At 38.3% G+C, this 20,773-nt stretch carries 18 protein-coding genes; all 18 read left to right on the top strand.

Annotated features, from left to right (window positions below; genetic code table 11):
* Positions 1-3: 3 nt before the first annotated feature.
* The 18 genes from ACTCNA_RS01420 (at position 4) to ACTCNA_RS01335 (ending at position 20,769) form a co-directional block, all read left to right on the top strand.
* Positions 4-360, top strand: coding sequence for a SpoIIAA family protein (locus ACTCNA_RS01420; RefSeq protein WP_462946111.1), 357 nt, complete (start codon positions 4-6; stop codon positions 358-360).
* A gap of 7 nt (positions 361-367) precedes the next feature.
* Positions 368-1,144 (top strand): trehalose-phosphatase, encoded by a 777-nt coding sequence (otsB, locus tag ACTCNA_RS01415; RefSeq protein ID WP_462946110.1) that lies wholly within the window; start codon positions 368-370, stop codon positions 1,142-1,144.
* Positions 1,145-1,264: 120 nt separating this feature from the next.
* A complete protein-coding gene (locus tag ACTCNA_RS01410) occupies positions 1,265-1,786 on the top strand; it encodes a DUF308 domain-containing protein (RefSeq protein ID WP_462946109.1) in 522 nt (173 codons plus the stop codon).
* A 69-nt stretch (positions 1,787-1,855) separates the two neighbouring features.
* The gene (locus ACTCNA_RS01405) at positions 1,856-2,563 is read left to right on the top strand and encodes an SDR family NAD(P)-dependent oxidoreductase (RefSeq protein WP_462946108.1); all 708 of its coding nucleotides are present in this window, start codon (positions 1,856-1,858) and stop codon (positions 2,561-2,563) included.
* Between the two features lie 46 nt (positions 2,564-2,609).
* Positions 2,610-3,275: a BON domain-containing protein gene (locus tag ACTCNA_RS01400; protein ID WP_462946107.1), complete on the top strand. Its 666-nt coding sequence runs from the start codon at positions 2,610-2,612 to the stop codon at positions 3,273-3,275.
* Positions 3,276-3,673: 398 nt separating this feature from the next.
* Positions 3,674-4,390 carry a 4-hydroxy-tetrahydrodipicolinate reductase gene (gene dapB, locus ACTCNA_RS01395; RefSeq protein WP_462946106.1) on the top strand — a complete coding sequence of 239 codons (717 nt, stop codon included), beginning with the start codon at positions 3,674-3,676 and terminating at the stop codon, positions 4,388-4,390.
* A 10-nt stretch (positions 4,391-4,400) separates the two neighbouring features.
* Positions 4,401-5,744 carry a signal peptidase I gene (gene lepB, locus ACTCNA_RS01390; RefSeq protein WP_462946105.1) on the top strand — a complete coding sequence of 448 codons (1,344 nt, stop codon included), beginning with the start codon at positions 4,401-4,403 and terminating at the stop codon, positions 5,742-5,744.
* 79 nt (positions 5,745-5,823) lie between these two features.
* A complete protein-coding gene (locus tag ACTCNA_RS01385; RefSeq protein ID WP_462946104.1) occupies positions 5,824-6,177 on the top strand; it encodes a lipopolysaccharide assembly protein LapA domain-containing protein in 354 nt (117 codons plus the stop codon).
* 761 nt (positions 6,178-6,938) lie between these two features.
* Positions 6,939-8,168 (top strand): tyrosine-type recombinase/integrase, encoded by a 1,230-nt coding sequence (locus ACTCNA_RS01380; RefSeq protein WP_462946103.1) that lies wholly within the window; start codon positions 6,939-6,941, stop codon positions 8,166-8,168.
* Between the two features lie 27 nt (positions 8,169-8,195).
* Positions 8,196-9,680 (top strand): DUF6617 family protein, encoded by a 1,485-nt coding sequence (locus ACTCNA_RS01375; RefSeq protein WP_462946102.1) that lies wholly within the window; start codon positions 8,196-8,198, stop codon positions 9,678-9,680.
* A 144-nt stretch (positions 9,681-9,824) separates the two neighbouring features.
* The gene (locus tag ACTCNA_RS01370; RefSeq protein ID WP_462946101.1) at positions 9,825-10,115 is read left to right on the top strand and encodes a helix-turn-helix domain-containing protein; all 291 of its coding nucleotides are present in this window, start codon (positions 9,825-9,827) and stop codon (positions 10,113-10,115) included.
* A 17-nt stretch (positions 10,116-10,132) separates the two neighbouring features.
* Positions 10,133-10,408, top strand: a complete 276-nt coding sequence (locus ACTCNA_RS01365; RefSeq protein ID WP_462946100.1) for a helix-turn-helix domain-containing protein — start codon at positions 10,133-10,135, stop codon at positions 10,406-10,408.
* Entirely contained in the window at positions 10,401-11,273 is an 873-nt protein-coding gene (locus ACTCNA_RS01360; RefSeq protein ID WP_462946099.1) for a hypothetical protein, read from the top strand. The genes ACTCNA_RS01365 and ACTCNA_RS01360 overlap by 8 nt, the downstream gene beginning before the upstream one ends.
* 204 nt (positions 11,274-11,477) lie before the next feature.
* Positions 11,478-13,496, top strand: coding sequence for a site-specific DNA-methyltransferase (locus ACTCNA_RS01355; protein ID WP_462946098.1), 2,019 nt, complete (start codon positions 11,478-11,480; stop codon positions 13,494-13,496).
* Positions 13,497-13,501: 5 nt separating this feature from the next.
* On the top strand, positions 13,502-16,633 hold the full coding sequence (locus ACTCNA_RS01350) for a type III restriction-modification system endonuclease (RefSeq protein ID WP_462946097.1): 3,132 nt from the start codon (positions 13,502-13,504) through the stop codon (positions 16,631-16,633).
* Positions 16,633-16,887 (top strand): hypothetical protein, encoded by a 255-nt coding sequence (locus ACTCNA_RS01345; RefSeq protein WP_462946096.1) that lies wholly within the window; start codon positions 16,633-16,635, stop codon positions 16,885-16,887. The genes ACTCNA_RS01350 and ACTCNA_RS01345 overlap by 1 nt, the downstream gene beginning before the upstream one ends.
* 2 nt (positions 16,888-16,889) lie before the next feature.
* Positions 16,890-20,114 (top strand): helicase-related protein, encoded by a 3,225-nt coding sequence (locus tag ACTCNA_RS01340; RefSeq protein ID WP_462946095.1) that lies wholly within the window; start codon positions 16,890-16,892, stop codon positions 20,112-20,114.
* 7 nt (positions 20,115-20,121) lie between these two features.
* Complete coding sequence (locus tag ACTCNA_RS01335; RefSeq protein WP_462946094.1) at positions 20,122-20,769, top strand: DUF4391 domain-containing protein; 648 nt, start codon at positions 20,122-20,124, stop codon at positions 20,767-20,769.
* Positions 20,770-20,773 lie beyond the last annotated feature (4 nt).

The raw sequence follows: 20,773 nt of genomic DNA, 5'->3' as shown, positions 1-20,773 counted from the left end.
AACATGTTTAAAGTACTTGATTTAACAAACAAAGATTTAATTGCCGTTGGCATTAATGGTAAAATTGAAAAAAAGGACTATGACAAAATTACTCCATTGATTGAAAAAACTGTCAAGGAATATGGTAAAGTAAAACTTTACATTCAAATTGACAACATTGGAGGGATTGATCCCAAAGCATTTATGGAAGATGTAAAAACATATTTTAAACATTTTAATGACATTAACAAAATCGCGGTAGTAGGAGAAACCAACTGGCATAAATTCTGGACCGAACTTGCCAGTCCTTTTATTTCAGGCGAAGTCGAATTCTTCTCACACAGCGAAACAGTTGAAGCCAGAGATTGGGTTTTAAAATAATTATAAAATGATTTTACAGGAAAAAGAAATAAAAAAGCTGCTCGGACAAAGAGAGCCGGTGCTGTTTCTGGATTATGACGGCACCCTCACGCCCATTGTGAAACGCCCTGAAGATGCCATCATTTCTGACGAGATGAAAACCGTGTTGAAGGAATGTGCGAAAAAATTTAAGGTTGCAGTGGTAAGCGGCCGCGATATGGACGACCTGAAAAGCAAAGTGGGTTTAAGTAACCTCATCTATGCCGGAAGTCATGGTTTCCGGATTTCCGGGCCGGATGGCCTGTACAACGAACATGAAAAAACCGAAGAGATAATTCCTCAACTCGATAAGATTGAAAAGCTCATGCAGGAAGTGTTTCCGGCTATCGACAGCGGAATTCAGATTGACAGAAAACGGTATGCCATTGGGGTGCACTACCGCAATGCAAAAGAAGAAAATGTGCCGGTAATAATCGATAAGGTAAAAGAGATTGTTGAAAATTTTCCGGGATTTAAAACCGGCGAAGGCAAAAAAATTATTGAAATAAAACCGGACGTGGACTGGCACAAGGGAAAGGCATTACGCTGGATTATGGACAAACTGGGTACTGCCAATAAAAACAAATTTATACCCATTTACATTGGCGACGACATTACCGACGAAGACGGTTTTAAAGCCATTGAAGATTTCGGAATTGGAATTTTGGTTGGTGAACACGGAAAACCAACAGCAGCCAGGTACAAACTGAAAGACGTACCCCAGGTAAAAGAATTCCTGCAAACGCTGGCTAAAACCGTGAGCTAATCTGCTGCTGTAAACCAGGCAAGAGAAAAAGATCGGAAATCAGCATAATTCCAAAAATGAGATATTTCCGGTAAGGTATTGGCATCGTTCAAATATTCTTATTAAATTGAAAACAAAAAAATGAAGAAACATTTAAGACATTATTTAATCAGTTTAAACGGTATCCTGGCCATCATTTTCGGGCTGGTTACTTTGTTTTTCCCGGGAATTACAATCGCTGCTCTGGGCATTTATTTTGCCATTTCAATTTTAATAGGCGGTATTTCATTAACAGTGGGTGCCATACGGGGGAAAAAGGCAAACAACAATTGGTACCTGGTACTCATTGAAGGCCTGATAGGAATTATAATTGCCATAGTAATTTTAGCGCGCCCCAAGCTGGTAGCTACTGTTTTTATTACAATTATCGGAATTTGGGCCCTAATAACCGGTCTCTATTTTTTAACAATCTATCTAAAAAAAATGCTGCCCCCGTTTTCAAATGTATTTGTTTTAATTTTGAGTATTTTGTCGCTTTTAAGCGGAATCTTAATTGTTCTCAATCCGTTTGAAAGCACACGGATTGTTACCATATTAATTGGATTTTACGCCCTGGCTTACGGGCTCTATTCCATTATCAATTCAGCCAGAATTTTTCGTTGACAATGAATATTGAGAACTTTGTTTAAAAATGAATTTCATAATTTCGAACTCAACAAAACAGAATTTAAAATGAACATACTGATTACAGGAACAAGTTCGGGCCTTGGTTTTGGATTGGCAGGTTACTACCTCGAGCAAGGCCATAAGGTTTACGGGATTAGCCGGAAAGTAAACAGTAGTTTAAAAAGCAACCCCAACTTTAATCTTCTGCCCCAGGATTTAACCATGTTCAGGGAAGTGGAGATCAACCTGTACTCTTTTCTGAAAGATGTGAATAAACTTGACCTTGTAATTTTAAATGCCGGAATTTTAAATGAAATTAAAGACCTGAAAGACACCCCGCTCAAAGAAATAAAAAGAACAATGGATGTAAATGTATGGGCCAATAAAATACTGATTGAAGCACTTTTCAACCAGGGAAAAGAGATTGACCAGATTGTTGCCATTTCATCGGGAGCTTCGGTTAGCGGGGCACGCGGCTGGAATGCCTATTCGCTGTCGAAAGCCACCCTCAACATGCTCATCGATCTTTATGCAAAGGAGTGCACAAAAACGCATTTTTGCGCACTGGCACCGGGGCTTATCGATACCAACATGCAGGATTACATTTACAGCCTGGAAGAACAGGAAAAATTCCCGGTTCTTAAAAAGCTGCAATCAGCCAAAGGGACTGAAAAAATGCCACCTCCCGACAAAGCGGCAAAAATTGTGGCCCGGGGAATTGAGAAGGCCCTGGCATACGAAAGCGGTTCTTTTCTCGATGTCAGAAATATGTAATTCCGGCCGATTTTTCATCAAAAAAGAAACAATAAAAACATAGTGTATGAAACCACCGTCAAATGAAGTTATTAAGAAAAACATTGTTGAGCAGCTCGCATGGAACGATGCAATAGATGCCAACAAAGTTCAGGTAGAGATAAAAGACAAAAAGGTAATATTAACCGGAACCGTACCCAGCTACAGCTCAAAAATAGATGCTGCACGCGAAGCCATGTCGGTGGCAGGAAACTACGAAATCGACAATCAGCTCACCGTAAAATTTGAAGCGGAGCAGGATATTCCCAACGATTTTGAAATTACTGAAAACATCCAGAATATACTGAAATGGAACAGCGACATTAATCCGGTAAATATTCGCGTGGAAACCGACAAAGGCGTTGTTTTATTATCGGGAACGGTTTCGCGTTCGTGGGAAAAAACGAAAGCCGAAAAAATGATTCATGCCACCAAAGGAGTTGTGGATGTGGTGAATAACATTAAAGTTAAGCCGTCATCGGTCCGTTCAGATGCCAACATTGAAAGGGACCTGAAAAGAGCACTGGAGCGGAACCCGCTGATAGTCGAAGATTCACTGTTTGTTGAGGCTGAAAATGGAGTAATTTACGTGAGCGGCTCGGTGACCACGGAGTCAATCAGAAATGAAATTCTCGACCAGGCCATCAACACCGCCGGAGTGGTTGATGTAGTTAACGAAATTACCATCGGGTAATCGCGTTTTTTGCCTCTTATTTCTGTTGCCTGGTTTTGCCCCGGAAAAAACCTGCTCATTTTATGAAGCAGTACTTTTATCTTTTTTATTAAAACACTGTTTAACAGGTAATTGAATTTGAAGGTTTTTCAGTAAGAATTGAAATTTATAGTTTTGGGTAATTGGATTTTATTTGAGATTTGAATATTGGGTTTTGAGATTTGGTTTTTGGGTTTTGGGTTTTGAGATTTGGTTTTTGGGTGATTTCGCCATCAACTCATCAGACACTCCTTCCTTTCTGCCTTCGCCTCTCCCCTGCCTTGTTTGTCGAAATTATTTTAAGTTTCAAACCAGGCTGGCTACATTAGTGTAATATTTTATCTTTGTCAGATTATTTAAAAGTAAAAATTTCAGATTTTATGAAGATAGCACTGATAGGTTACGGAAAAATGGGAAAAGAGATCGAAAAAATTGCCCGTTCGCGCGGACACGAGATTGAGCTCATTATTGATATTGACAACCAAAATGACCTGACGGTTGAGAACTTACGCAAATGCGACATGGCTATCGAATTTACGATTCCCGGTTCGGCAGTGGATAACTATTTCAAGTGTTTTGAAGCAGGAATTCCGGTAGTTAGCGGAACCACCGGCTGGCTCGATCGCAAAAACGAGGTTCATGAAAAATGCCGCGAAACCGACGGCACATTTTTTTACGGCAGCAATTTTTCGGTAGGCGTAAACCTGTTTTTCGAACTGAACAGGCAACTTGCCCGCCTGATGGCTCCCCGCCAGGAATACAAACCTGAAATGACCGAAGTGCATCACACCCAAAAACTGGATGCCCCCAGCGGAACTGCCATCAGCCTTGCCGAAGACATGATTGAAATTCTGCCCGGTATAAAACAATGGTCGAAAGAAAAAGCCGGATCAGAAAACGAGCTCCCCATCAAATCGGAAAGAGTTGGCGAAGTTCCCGGCATTCACACCATTAAATACGACTCGGATGTGGATTTCATAGAAATTACCCACAGTGCCAAAAGCCGAAAAGGATTTGCCCTGGGGGCGGTTTTGGCTGCTGAATACAGCAATAAAAACAAAGGCATCCTTTCCATGAAAGACATGTTGAAACTTTAAAAATATATTAATGATTAAAGAAATTCTTACCAACAAATGGTTCAAATTTATTAGCGTTGGCACACTGTACACCCTTTGGGTAATATGGCTCGGAAGTTTCTGGTGGTTACTGGGCCTTGTCGTTATTTTCGATATTTACATCACCGAAAAAGTCCATTGGGCTTTCTGGAAGAAAAAAAACCCGCCGGGAGGTAAGCAAACAAAAGTTGTTGAATGGGTTGATGCCATAATTTTTGCTGTTATTGCCGCCACTTTTATCCGCATGTTTTTTATTGAAGCCTACACCATTCCAACTTCTTCAATGGAAAAAACGTTGCTTGTGGGCGATTACCTGTTTGTGAGTAAAGTGGCTTACGGCCCCAAAACGCCAAACACCCCGCTGTCGTTTCCGTTTGTTCACAACACGCTTCCGCTGACCCGCACCAAAAAATCGTATGTAGAGTGGATTAAACAACCCTACAAACGGCTCGCAGGTTTTGGCGATGTGAAAAACAACGATGTAGTAGTTTTCCATTTCCCGGAAGGCGACACCGTGGCCCTTAAGGTGCAAAATCAAAGCTATTACCAGCTGATACGCACCTACGGACGAGATCGGGTTTGGAACGATACACGCAATTTTGGCGAAATAGTGGCCCGCCCGGTTGATAAACGCGAAAACTACATTAAACGCTGTATTGGAATCCCGGGAGATGAAATTCAGATGGTACGCGGCCAGGTTACCGTTAACGGAAAACCACAAAAACATTTTGACGGTGTTCAGCACAACTACATCGTGCGTACAAACGGGACATCAATCAACCCGAAAGCTTTGGATCGCCTCCATATTGCCGAAGATGACCGGACAGTTTTTTCCAGCGAACGTTATGTTTTCCCGCTTACCGATGAAAATGTGGAAAAACTGAAAAATTTCTCCAATGTGACTTCGGTTGAAAAAATTATGGAAGAACCGGGAGACTGGGAACCAGCCGTTTTTCCCAGGGACGAAAATTTCCCATGGAATGTGGACAATTTCGGGCCGCTTACAATTCCGGCAAAAGGCGAAACCGTTCAGTTAACAACTGGCAATATTCCGCTTTACAAACGCATTATTGATGTGTACGAGGATAATGACCTGGAAGTAAAAAACGGGACCATATCTATTAATGGTGAAGAAACAAGCAGCTATACTTTTAAAATGGATTATTACTGGATGATGGGCGACAACCGGCATAACTCGGCCGACTCGCGCTACTGGGGCTTTGTTCCCGAAGACCACGTGGTGGGAAAAGCAAGCTTTATCTGGCTTTCGCTCGACAAAGACCGTTCACTGCTGCAAAAAATTCGCTTGCGCAGGATATTCCAATCAATTCATTAAATAAATTGGACATAACTTATTTTTAAAAGGATAGCAGTAATTTGCTATCCTTTTTTTATATTGCTGAAAAATTATTGAAATGAACGCAGTTATAATCATCATCCTTATTCTGGCCATTTTACTGGTCATTTTTACGCTTCAAAATTCATTCGAAATTACCATAACAGCTTTTTTTTGGGAAATCCCCAATGCGCCGCTGGTACTGGTGCTGCTTTCCTGTGTGCTGCTGGGATATATCATTTCAGCGGTCTATTTTTATCCAAGAATATGGAAACTTAAAAAAGAGAATAAAAAACAGAACAAAACAACCGAAAAGTTGAAAAAAGAGCTGGAAGAAGAAAAAAAATCAGTTGAAATTGAAAAAACCGGTCCCGAAGGAATAGAACTTGATGTAAATGAAGAAGATGAAGACACTTCTTTTTTTAAAGAATAAAAATCCAACACAACTCCCAACTTACAATAAAATATTTAACCTCCTGATTAAAAAAAGTTTGACAGTATAAATCTTCATAATTATTTTTTAAAGAAAGCCCGTTTTTTTACCGGAGGTCAGCACAATAAAAAACAGGGCTGTTTCCATTTTCAGTAGAATGCTTTCCATCTTTCCCAATTTTGAACAACTATATGGAAACACCTGGCCTTTAATAATTTCAAGCATTTGTATCTTTTCATCCACATTGGGTTCATCCGCACTTCCACCATCAATAACATTACCTGATATTAACTCATTTAACCCAACTTGTTATCTTACTATCATAAAATTCTGTATTCCAGTAGTATGGGTTTAAGATAACACTGCATTTTTTTATCCTGATGGTTTTCCCTTTTTCGTTTTGCATCGGGCACTACTGTAATTGTGTAATGCTTATTGGCTGTGGGGTACCTTTCTTTAGTGGATAAATATGAATAAAAGTTTAAACCAAAGAAAAAAAGAGAACAATCACATTTTTTGTAATCTCCTCTTTTTTAAAAAGTGGGCCCACCTGGGCTTGAACCAGGGACCACCTGATTATGAGTCAGTATTTTATACTTTCCCTTGTTTTCCTTTTTCAATTAATGTTTTCTATATCAGTTAATTAACTGTAAATTGTTTTGTTCTTTTTTGCTCTTTTCTATTGTTTTGTCGCAAAATGTATGTATATTGTATGTATGAAATAATAAATCAATATTCTATTAATCAACAATATACAAAAAATGATTGGAGTAACAACAGCGATTTATCACGACAAAAGGGTGAAAAGAAAAGACGACACCTATGCGGTAAAACTGCGGGTAACATTCAACAGGGTGCAAAAATACTACCCAATAAACGAGTATCTAACCGAGGATGAATGGGAAAAAGTCCATTCCGAGAAGCCGCGAAAAAAGTATAAAGACAAGCTGATGTATTTCAATGAAATTGAATTAAAAGCCCGGGAGATAGTCAAAGACTTGCGCCCTTTCACCTTCTCCGCTTTTGAGAAAAAATTCAATCAGAAACCACGCAGCAGTCAGGATGTTTTTTCAACCTTTCAGGATTACATAGACCAGCTTAATAAAGAAGGCAGAGCGCACACAGCGAAAAGTTACGCCTGCGCATTAAGCTCCCTTAAAAGCCGCCAAAAAGCCACACACAGGAAGAAGTTAAATTTCTGGGATGTTCCCCCGGAATGGCTCAATGACTATGAAAGATGGATGATTAGTAAAAACCGGTCAAGTTCTACCGTAGGCATCTACCTCCGCAGTTTAAGAACCATTTTAAACATTGCCATTCAGGAAGGCAACCTCGATGCAGAATCCTATCCATTTGGAAAACGGAAATACCAGATTCCTGCCGGTAAAAACAAAAAGAAAGCATTCACTATTGAGCAGGTCGGACAAATTGCAAAATACCATCCCAAAAACAAGTATGAAAGCAAGGCCAGGGATTTATGGCTGTTTAGTTATTTGTGCAATGGAGTAAATGTAAAAGACATTCTGAGGCTTAAATACAAAAATATTGAAAACGGGAAAATTCATTTTATCCGCGCCAAAACCGAGCGCACAACAAAACACAACTCGCAAAAAATTTTCGTTATTTTACTTCCCGAAATCGAAGCCATTATTGAAAGGTGGGGAGTTAAACCCGCAGAACCGGAAAACTATATTTTTGGCATTTTAACCGGAAATGACACCCCCGAAGAAGAACTGTTCAAAGTAAGAAGCACTACCAAATCAACTAATAAATTCATGAAAACCATCGGCGAAAATTTAGGGTTACCATTTAAGCCTACAACCTATTCCGCCCGGCATTCATTCGCAACTGTTCTTAAACGTTCCGGCGCGCCAACCGAATTTATCAAAGAAAGCCTGGGCCATCAGGATTTAAAAACAACAGAAAACTACCTCGATAGTTTTGAGGACAAAATCAAAGAAACGTATCAAAAAAGTCTGTTAAATTTCTAATTTTAGGGGAAATTTAACCTTTCCCCGATGGAAAAACTGATACTTAAACAGCTTAACAAGGCCCTCAAGAAACTCAGACAGATTAACGAAGAAGTTGAAAATTACCCAAAGTACGATCAGGATAAGCTAATTGATAGTTTATTTGACACATATCAGTTTGAAGTTTCAAAAGAAAAACCACTGAATGTTTTTGTAATGGCACTGGACGATTACATGAACAACGAAAAAGTAAACAAAAATCACAAACTGGCTCTGCTGAATGAAATAAACGAGAAACTCGATAAATACGAAGAAGCGGGATTCATTAAATATCCTGACAGCCTCGACTGGAAATCAATCCATCAGTTTCGGGAAGAGGTAGAATCAAACCTGATGGCTAACGCCGGGTTTATCGATTTTGGCAAGGAAATAAAATCAATTCACGACCCAGTACAACAAATCTTGTTTTTAAAAAAGTACCCGAAACACCAGCTTGAAATTGCCCGAAACATTGCAAAATATTTCACCGAACACATTAACGCCGAAATCGTTATTCCTTTTTTCCATTACCATGTAAAATACACCTGGGACTTAAAACCAAAACCGGAACATAATTTTAAAAAGGATGAACTGGAAAATTACATCCAATCATGGATGGAACTACAAACCACCCTCGAAGACTGGCGGCATTTCCATAACATCAACATATTTGAACATCTCGAAGAACACGACCTGTCCGAAGAAAAACTGGATGAAATCAGGCAACACCGGTTTCAACTTTTCTGCCAGGTGGAGAATAATGTTTTTAAAAACCACTACAAAGAATCATTTGAACAACTGCAACCGGCAGAAGCGCACGAAGTAGCAAAAAGAGATTTAAACCTGATTAACGAGCTAATTTCCGGGAACCTGAACGAAGCTAACCAAAAGAGAGTTGCTAAAACTTTCCGCATTAAAGACTGGCAAAAAGCTGTTCTTCAGTTCGAGGATCTCCTGAGAAATAAATATTCATCTGATAACAACCACGACATCTACCACGAAGATTCTCATCTCTATCCAGCAGCAGTTTTAAAATATAAAAAGTACCTTGAAAAATATCTTAATACCCATACCATTAGAAGAAAGAACAACACCAAAAATACATCTATCGATGATAACCACACTGAGCTGTCTTTTGGATTAAAGCCAACAGCAAAACCGTTGATTAAGCTTATTAAACAAATTTGCTTCGATTTTGACCTTCTTAAAGAAAACCTAACCACACCGGAAGATTTAACAAAGGTGCTATCTGCTAAAAAATTAAACGAGTGCAAAAAAGAAATTCATTTTGATTGTCAAACAAGACAACTGAGTTATATAATCGATAAACTAAGACCATACTTTAAAAATTTAACTCCTGCCACGGTTGAAAAATCTGGGTTGTTTTTCACCAAAAAAGGAGCACCTTTGAAGGCTCAAAATCTGTATTCCAACCGCACCGATAAACCACAGGGAAAAGCAAAAATTGATAATATATTCCAACATTTCCAATAAAAAACAATGAGATTAATTAGATTTCTCATTGCCCTCTAACACTTTACTTGCAAGGCGTTTACACCTCATTTATATTTGAACCAACATGTTAAAATTAAAAGACTTGCGCAAGTCTCATTTTTCAAACTTTTAAAATTTATAAAAATGAGTCCAAAAGAAGTAATCATGAAACGCCTGGATAGAATTGAACATCTATTAACAGAGCACACCCTTTCAACAAAGCAGATTTTAAACCTGAGCGAAGCCGTCTTGTTTCTCGACATTAGCCGGAGCCACCTCTACAAATTAACGTCGCAAAAGCAGATTCCCCACTTTTGCCCGCAGGGGAAAAAACTCTATTTCCGCAGAGATGACCTGCAAAACTGGTTACAACGGAACCGGCAGGAAGTGGAAGAAACAGTAGAAGAACGGGTAAATAATCTAACCATTGGTTAAAGAAAGGAGGAAACGCCATGCAGGAAATAATAAATCTGGTGTTGGTCATAAAAAACGACATTTCAAAATTGCACACCGAAATCAAAAAACTAACCAAAACCCAAACCCAGCAGTTATCCGAAGAATGGATTCAGCGCGACCAGGTCATGCAAATTCTCAATATCAAGGAAAGAAAACTCCAAACTATGCGCGACAACGGGTCTTTACCCTATTCACAAATTGACGGTAAAATTTATTACCGTACTACAGATGTTGAAAATTTGTTAACCAAAAATTACCGGAAAAATGATTGACAACCTAACCATTAAAGTAGTGTGCTTCGAAATGGCACACTACTTTGCCGATAAAAACAACTCGGCAGAGTACAAAGGAATCAACTTCAACCCCAAAATTATAAATGGCAAAATAGTATGTTGGTATGGAGAAATTAAAAACTTACGCCTTAGATTCCAGAAAGACGAATTGGAAATATCCAATTCCATTCACAAATTTTTTCATGGAAACAATTATTGCGACTTTTATTATAACGAGCTTATTCAGGCATTTATAAATCTTTCTGAAATTCTCGGCATTGATTTATACAGCGCAAAAATCAGAAAAATTGAATACGGGTGTAATTTAACCAGCCCGGACGCAATTCAGCTTATTCCAAACCTCATAAGATACAAAAGCAAATTTTTTGTGGCCATGCATTCTAAAGGTGTGATATACGGGAAGAAGGCTTGTTTTACAGATTATACGATTAAATTCTACAACAAAGAAACAGAGTTGAAAAGGCATTACAACTACAACATAGGGAAGCCTGTTTTGCGCTACGAAAAAGAAGCCAAATATCGTTATCTTAAACAAAATTTTAGCTCAATTAACACAGTAGCAGACCTGTTGAAAATTTCAAACCTTAAGTTGTTGGTGGCCGACCTGGTGGAAACGTTTAATGAAACGGTTAAAAAACAATTTACCAACTTGGAATCCCTTTCAATTGAAGAATTAAAAAAGCACAGTTTACTCGAAAACAACGAAGCACATAAAACGGCGCTTATAAACCACCGGGTCTCAGTAAATCGGTATAAAAAAGAGCTAAAACCAAAATACAATCCCGGTTTTTATGATGATATCAAATTTCAACTCATCAATAAATTTCAAAAATTGCTTTCATGATTTTTCATACTTGTAATATAGTTGAAAAACAATTACAAATCTGCAACAATTAAGGTATGAAAACCTTTTGATTGATTAACCCCCAAACCTTAATTTTATTTAAAGGGAAAATACAATCATTTTTTTCTAAATTTACTGGTTTAAAAACAAAAAAGCCTTTTTCAGGCATCTAAAACTTTAACGCGAAACTTTGAATCCAAAAATATGACCGACAAACTCGACTTACAATCACCCGACCTGGTAAATGAAAACATCGAAAAAATAGCAGCGCTTTTTCCCAATTGTGTTACCGAAAGCGAAAACGGAAAAACCATCGATTTTGATACTTTACGCCAGGAACTCAACCACGATATTATCGAAGGCACAAAAGAACGTTACCGCCTGGAGTGGCCCGGAAAACGCGAAGCCATTGTAACGGCCAATTTACCCACCACCAACACCCTGCGGCCAGTACCCGAAGAAAGTGTGGCCTTTGAAAACACCGAAAACCTGTACATTGAAGGCGATAACCTCGAAGTACTGAAGATTTTACAGGAAAGCTACCTCAACAAGGTGAAAATGATATACATTGACCCGCCATACAACACCGGGAAAGATTTTGTATATAAAGACAAGTTTGCTCAGGAAACGGCTGAATTTAAAGATGAAAGTGGATTTATTGATGAATACAATCGTCGTTTAGTTCCCAATCCTGATACCGCAGGACGTTACCATTCGGATTGGTTAACGATGATGTACCCCAGGTTGAAATTGGCCCGGAATCTTTTAACAGATGATGGGGTGATTTTAATTAATATGGATGAACATGAAATCACAAATGTGACAAAAGTTCTTGAAGAAATATTTGGCGAAAATAATGATTTAGGTACAATTATTTGGGATAAACGCAATCCAAAAGGTGACTCAAAAGGCATTGCATATCAACATGAATATGTTCTTTGTTATTCAAAAAATAAAAATCATTTACTTTCAAATCATGAATTACTAAAACCTAAAAAAAATGCTCAAAGAATAATAAATAAAGCAAAAGAACTTTTTAAAACAATTACTACCAAGAAAAACATTAATGATATAAATAGAGAATTTTCTGAATGGATTAACAATCAAAATGATTTTAGTGGAGGAGAAAAAGCATATAATAAAATTGACAAGTTTGGTCGTGTCTATCAATCAGTTTCTATGGCTTGGCCAAATAAAAAACAAGCTCCAAAAGATTATTTTATTCCCATCATGCATCCAGTTTCTGGAAAACCTTGCCCAATTCCACCACGTGGTTGGCGAAATCCCAGTTCAACAATGGAAGAGCTTATAAAAAAGGACCTCATCTTATTTGGAGTTGATGAAACGACTCAACCGAGGCGTAAATACCTACTTGAAGAAAATATGCTTGAAAATATACCATCTTTGCTTTACTATGGTGGAAGTGATACTGATTTACTCGAAAAACTTGAGATTCCGTTTGATACTCCTAAAAGTACAGTAGTATGTAAAGAACATATTTTTTCTTTCACCAAAAAAAATGATATTGTTTTAGATTTTTTCTCCGGTTCTGCAACGACTGCCCACGCAGTAATGCAACTCAATGCAGAAGATGGCGGTAACCGCAAATTCATAATGGTACAATTACCCGAAAAGACTGATGAAAATAGCGAAGCTTATAAAGCCGGGTACAAAACCATTGCCCAAATTGGCAAAGAACGCATCCGTAGAGCAGGCAAAAAAATAAAAGAAGAATGGGAAGCCAAACAAAAAAACGAAGCAGGTAAACTTAATTTTGAAGAAAACCAGAAACCAGCTACGAGCAACCAACAACTTGACATTGGCTTCCGGGTATATAAACTCGACTCCAGCAACATGCAGGATGTGTATTACCGCCCACAGGATTACAAACAGGCCAACCTCGATTTATTTGCCGATAACGTAAAAGAAGGCCGCACCCCAATGGATTTGGTTACCCAGGTAATGCTCGACTGGGGTTTGTCGTTATCGCTAAAAATAGAAGAAACAACGGTTGCAGGCAAACAGATTTTTAAAGTGGCCGGCAATTCGCTTTTTGCCTGTTTCGATAAAGGCATCGATGAAGCTTTTGCCAAAGAAATTGCCAAAGAACAACCACTACGCATTGTTTTCCGCGACAGTTCATTTGCCAGCGACACCGCCAAAGAAAACGTAAAACAACTGCTGAAACAATTAAGTCCTGAAACAGAAATGAGGGTGATATAAGTCTTATGAAACTACAATTTAAAGAACAACAATATCAGTTACAGGCAGTTCAGGCAATAGTTGACTGTTTTAAAGGTCAACTACCGGCAACTCAAAGGTTCACGCTCGAAAGAACAAAGGAACTGCAACGTCAGCAAAAACTATTGAAAGCAGGCGATACCCAGCAGGCCCTCGAATTGGAAAAGGAAGTATTGGAAAATATTGGCTACCGTAACCGTTCGTTTACCATTACCGAAGCTCAGGTATTGGAAAATATTAAGGAGGTACAAACCCAAAATGATATTGTTGAAAGCAGCCAGATTGAACGTCCGCGTGGTGATAAAAATGGTTATAACCTTACCATTGAAATGGAAACCGGAACAGGAAAAACCTATACATACATCCGTTCCATGTACGAACTGAACAAACATTATGGTTGGAGTAAATTTATTGTAGTTGTTCCAAGTATTGCTATTCGCGAAGGGGTGTACAAATCATTTGATATTACGCAGGAACATTTTCAGGAACTGTACGGCCATAAAATAAAACCCTTTATTTACAATTCATCGCGGCCACAGGACATTGAAAGTTTTGCATCCGACAGCCGAATTAGTGTAATGATTATCAACACCCAGGCTTTTAATGCACGTGGAAAAGATGCCCGCCGTATTTACATGGAACTCGACCAGTTTGCATCGCGCCGTCCCATTGAAATCATTGCTCAAACCAATCCCATATTGATTGTTGACGAACCTCAATCAGTGGAAGGCACGAAAACAATGGAAAGCATGAGGGATTTTAATCCGTTGTTTACCATGCGTTATTCGGCAACCCACAAAGTGGAATACAATAAAATATACCGCCTCGATGCACTCGATGCATATAACCAGAAACTGGTAAAAAAAATTCAGGTGAAAGGTGTAAACCTGAAAGGCACTACCGGAACTAACGGTTATTTGTACCTGGAACAAATTGTATTAAGCCCCGATAAACCACCACTGGCAATGGTTGAATATGAACAAAGAAACAAATCAGGTGTAAAACGGGTGCGTTGTAAATTGGAAAAAGGGGCCAACCTTTATCAGCTTTCGGGCGATATGCCGCAATATAAAAATTGCACCATTCAGGAAATCGACGGCTATTTCAACAAAATAGTGGTAAACGGTGCTGATATTTATGCCGGTGATGCTGTGGGCGATATTGACGAATCAGCATTCAGGCGTATTCAAATACGTGAAGCAATTCTTTCCCACCTCGAAAAAGAAAAACAACTCTTTGCAAAAGGAGTTAAAATATTGTCACTGTTTTTCATCGATTCAGTTGAAAAGTACCGGAAATATGATGAGGAAGGAAATGAACTGGTAGGTGAATATGCCAAAATTTTTGAGGAAGAATACAACTTGCTGCGCAGTGAATTTTTGGATTTATTTCAGCAGGATTTCAACGACTATTTATATAAAACCGACCCTTCGAAAGTACACGAAGGGTACATGCCTTTAAATTACAAAGACTACCTGGAAAGGGATGAAGCCCGGCAGGTTCACAGCGGTTATTTTTCCATTGATAAAAAGAACAGGCTGGTTGACCCGTCGGTAAAAAGAGGCAAGGAAGATTCCGAAGACATCAGTGCCTACGAACTCATCATGAAAAATAAAGAACGGCTGATGAGTTTTGAAGAGCCGGTGCGTTTTATCTTTTCACACTCGGCATTAAAAGAAGGCTGGGACAATCCCAATGTTTTCCAGATTTGCGCCCTGAAACACACCGATGCCAATATCCGGCGTCGTCAGGAAGTGGGACGTGGTATGCGTTTGTGTGTCAATAATCACGGTGTACGTCTCGATTTTGAAACCGTAGGGGAAGAAGTCCACGACATTAACAAACTTACCGTTGTGGCCTCGGAAAGCTACGAACGATTTGCCAACGGTCTGCAAACCGAAATTGCCGCAACATTAAAAGACAGGCCGCAAAAAGCCGAAGTGGAATATTTTGTGGGAAAATTAGTTGCAGACGAAAAAGGCGTAGAGCATTTTATTACCAAAGACGAAGCAAAAAAACTGAACAAATTTCTTTTTAAAAATGATATTGTTGATGAGGATGACCACATAACAAGCGAAGGCAGGCAAGTCATTGAAGCAAAAAAAATACCCCTGCCCGATGAACTGGAACCTTATCTCAACGATATAACAAAACTGCTGAAATCAGTTTACACCGGCGAACCATTTAAACCTGAAAATGAAAGGGGAGCCGTATCTGTTAAAGTCAACAAAAACTTTCATAAAAAAGAGTTTCAGGAACTATGGAATAAAATTAACCTGAAAACCATTTACGAAGTCAATTTCAATACAGAAAAACTAATTCAGGACAGCATACTCCACATTAATAAAGAGCTGCATATTTCTGAAAGGTTTTACGAAGTTCGTGCCGGTGAGATGGATGAAAGCACCAAACTTGAACTGGAAAACCACGAAGCATTCAGGGAAACAAAACGTTCATCTAAAAAACTGAATACCGACCTGTACACCAATACGGCTTATGATATTGTTGGCGAAATTGTAAACCGCACCAACCTGACACGAAAAACGATAGTTGCCATCCTCAAAGGAATTAAAGAAAACCAGTTTTATTTAATTCGTAAAAACCCGGAAGAATTTATCGCCAAGTGCAGTAAATATATAACTGAAGTAAAAGCCACCCTGATAATTAACAACATTGTGTACCACAAAACCGAAGAGAGACACGATGCCAAAACCGTATTCACCAACGATAAACAGGCATTGCGTCAATCAGATATACTGAAAAAGCACATATACGATTATCTGATTACCGATTCCAAAATTGAGCAAAAATTTGCTGCTGCGCTCGAAAACAGCGAAGAAGTAACTGTTTATGCCAAACTCCCAAAAAGCTTTCAGATTACAACCCCGGTGGCCAATTACAGCCCCGACTGGGCAATAGTTTTTGATAAAGAAAAAGTAAGGCACATCTATTTTGTTGCTGAAACTAAAGGCTCAGACGATGAAGGTGAATTGAGAGGTACTGAGAAACTTAAAATCCATTGCGCTTCGAAACATTTTGAGGAAATTGGAAACAATACCGTAAAATTCCACAGGGTAAGCAGCTACGAGAGAATGTTGGAAATAGTACAAGTAAAATAATGGAAGAATTAGATTACATATCACCTATCCCTAAATTTTGGAATGAGATACACATAGAGCTTTTCAAGTATTGGAAAAATGAGTTAAATGAAAAAGGTTCAAAACCCCCAGTTCCATTAATATTAGCTGGTTGGAATTTTAGTGATGATTGGGAAAAGAAAGCCAGATGGCTTGAAACAATCAAGTGGGCAAAAAATAATAATTGCGAATATTTAATTCCAAAACTGACAGATAATGAAAAATATTTCAGATAAGAATGAAACTCATTGACAACATAAACCACCGCCTCATTGATGATTTGAAAACTGAGGTGAAAAAAAACAGTAAAATTGCCATTGCAGCTTCTACTTTTTCTATTTATGCGTTCGAGGCATTAAAGAAAGAACTGAATAAAATAGATGAATTACGTTTTATTTTTACATCACCAACTTTTATACAGGAAAAATTCCAGAAGGAATCGCGGGAATTTTACATCCCTCATATTTACAATGAGCAACACCTTTGCGGTGGTGAATTTGAACTGCGCTTAAAAAATGAACTGAACCAACGGGCAATTGCCAAAGAGTGTAGCGACTGGGTAAAATCAAAAGCAACATTCAAATCCAACAAGCATTCAAATTTACCTCTTAATGGTTTGATCCACATCAATACAACTAAAGATGATAGTGTGGCTTTTCCCAATATAAACGGGTTCACTACTGCCGACCTCGGCGTAACACATAAAAAAGGGTTCCCCACTTTAATCAACAAAATAAACTTCCCTGAAAGTAAATCGTATCTTGAATGGTTCAACCAAATCTGGGCTGATACAGAAAACCTGAAAGATGTAACCAATCAGGTGCAGGAATATTTTAAAAATGCGTTCAAAGAAAACAGCCCGGAATTTATCTACTTCATAACCCTCTACAACATTTTCAATGAGTTCCTGAGTGATTTATCGCTGGATAATCTCCCCAATGATGAAATTGGTTTTAAGGACACCGAAGTCTGGCGAATGCTCTATAATTTCCAAAAGGACGCTGTGATTGGTGCAATTAACAAACTTGAAAAATATAATGGTTGTATTATTGCCGACAGTGTTGGTTTGGGGAAAACATTTTCTGCACTTGGAGTAATAAAATATTACGAAAAAAGGAACAAAGATATCCTGGTACTTTGCCCGAAAAAATTGGAAGCCAACTGGAATACCTTCCGCCAAAACGACAAAAACAATATCTTGGTAAAAGATAAATTTCGTTACGATGTGCTGTTTCACACTGATTTATCACGCGAACGGGGTATGAGCAATGGCCGGAACCTTGAAAATGTAAACTGGGGTAATTACGGCTTAGTGGTAATTGATGAATCCCACAACTTCAGAAATAACAATACTACTGTTGGAAAGGAGAACCGTTACCAAAAATTATTGAGAAAAATTATTCAGGAAGGCATAGAAACAAAAGTGTTAATGCTTTCGGCAACGCCTGTTAACAATCGTTTCAACGATTTAAAAAACCAGTTGGCACTGGCCTATGAAGGATATCCTGAACAAATGGACCTGAAACTGGAAACCGAAAAGGGAATTGAATCTATTTTCCGCAGTGCCCAGAAAGCTTTTAATAACTGGTCGAAGTTAGACATTGAGCACCGGAATACTGAAAACCTGCTCGACTTACTCGATTTTGATTTTTTCCAAATTCTCGACAGCCTTACTATTGCCCGTTCACGTAAACACATAACCACTTATTACGACACCACAGCAATAGGCGAATTTCCGAAAAGAAATTCGCCGGTTTCCATCGAAAGTCCGCTAACTGTTTCAGATGGCATAAATTACAAAACCATTGCCGACCAGCTTTCTTTGCTTAACCTGGCCTTTTATTCTCCGTTAAGTTACATTCTTCCCAGTAAAGTGCAGTTGTATGCCCTGCTTTACGACAAAGAAGTAAAATCAGGAAAATTTACCCAGGTTGACAGGGAACGCAGCCTCCAGATACTAATGCGGATAAATTTGCTTAAACGTATTGAAAGTTCTGTCGATGCATTCCGGCTCACAATAGAGAACATTTTAAATCAAATTTACGATGCACTTCAAGCCATCGTTAAAGGTGAAAATACCTATTCAGGCCTTCAAATGAATGCCATTTCCGACGATATCGACTGGGAACCAGACTGGGGAGACGAGGAAGGAATCATTGGTAAAAAAGTTAAGGTTCATATTAACGATATGGATACCACCCGCTGGGAGGAAGATTTAAATGCCGACCGGGAAATATTAGAGGATTTACTGGAAAAAATAAAGGACATAAAAGGAGAGAATGATTTAAAATTAAAAAAATTAAAGGAAAGAGTTGCTTCAAAAATTGCAAATCCAATAAACGAGGGAAACAAGAAAATAATAATTTTTACTGCTTTTGCTGATACTGCAAACTACTTGTACAAATCAGTCAAAACCTTTATGAAAAATGAATTTAATATCAACACAGCACTTATTACCGGTTCAAAAAGATTGTGTACAAGCAAAAATATTCCTACTGAATTAAATACGTTGCTTACTTGTTTTTCTCCGGTTTCCAAAAACAAAGAACTTACCCTGCCTCGCATAAATGAATCAATTGATTTGATAATTGCCACCGACTGCATTTCAGAAGGACAAAATCTCCAGGATTGCGACTACCTGATCAATTACGACATCCACTGGAACCCGGTAAGGATTATTCAGCGGTTTGGTCGGATAGACCGTATTGGTTCAATAAATTCCAATATCACAATGGTAAATTTTTGGCCTGATGTTACACTCGATACTTATATTAACCTGAAACAACGTGTTGAAAGCCGTATGGCTATTGCAAACATGGCAAGCACCGGCGATGATAATATCCTGAACACAAACGAAAAAGACCTGGAATACCGGAAAATTCAGCTTCAAAAACTTAAAGAGGAAGTGGTTGATTTGGAAGATTTGCGGGAAGGGGTAAGTATAACTGACCTTGGATTGAATGATTTTAGGGTTGACCTGTCAAATTACATTAAAGAATATGGTGAACTTAAAAACATCCCTGAAGGGTTACACGCTGTTGTTCAGTCAAACGAAAATCTGCCAGAAGGAGTTATTTTCGTGCTGAAAAATATTAACAGCCAAATAAACATTAATAAATTAAACCGCTTGCATCCCTACTATCTGGTTTACCTGAACAAAACCGGAGATTTGTTAAACAGCCACGTTGCAGCTAAGAAAACACTCGATAAATTAAGATTATTGTGTAAAGACAAAAAAGAACCCTTGCAGCCTCTTTGCGACCAGTTAAATGCAGAAACCAATGATTACCGCAAAATGGACGAATATTCATCATTGCTTCGTAAAAGCATTTCCACAATACTCGAAACTGAAGAAGAAAAAGACATTCTTTCGCTTTTTAAAGCTGGGGGAACCACTGCACTAACTAATTCAATAAAAGGTATCGAAGATTTTAAATTGATTTCATTCATAATTGTAAAATGAAGTGCCTATGTTCAACCTGCCTAAATCAACCGTTGTAAACCGGGTAATTCCTAAAAATGCTTTCGATGAATATACAAACACAAAGCAAAAAAAAGCCTTCGCAACAAAAGTTGAACGAATACGCTGGGTAAACAAACTGTCTCCCGATACAATCAATTTAAGTGGCGACGATGTAAAAGAGATACAGGTTTTCCAAATTGAATTGAAAGAAAAAAATGAAATACCTGATTTGCTGAAAATCATCGACAAATCTGTCCCTTATCACATTTTGTTCATTCTGCTTTTTGAAAATGAAGAATTGCTTTCAGCATCAGAAAAACACGAGCACCCAACAAATGAAGACGTGGCTGTTATTGACTGGACATTCAGCTCCGTTTGGTTTGAGGTCGAAAACAATCCATACCATTTCAATCTGAAAAATAACCTCGACTATGTATTTGCCGATTTAATATTCCAAATTTCCGGGAAAACACCAACTGCCGATTTGAATACCGCCGAATTAATAAGCAAGGAACAAAAAATCAAACAACTGACATCCCGGATTGAAAAACTCAATTCCGAAATAAAAAAATGCCGTCAGTTCAATCGCAAAGTAGAGTTGAATATTGAATTACAAGAGTTAGTTATAACTTTAAATAAAATACAAAAAAACTAAATTA

It is taken from the genome of Tangfeifania sp. (assembly GCF_055108615.1).
This window is presented reverse-complemented; position numbering and strand designations above follow the sequence as displayed.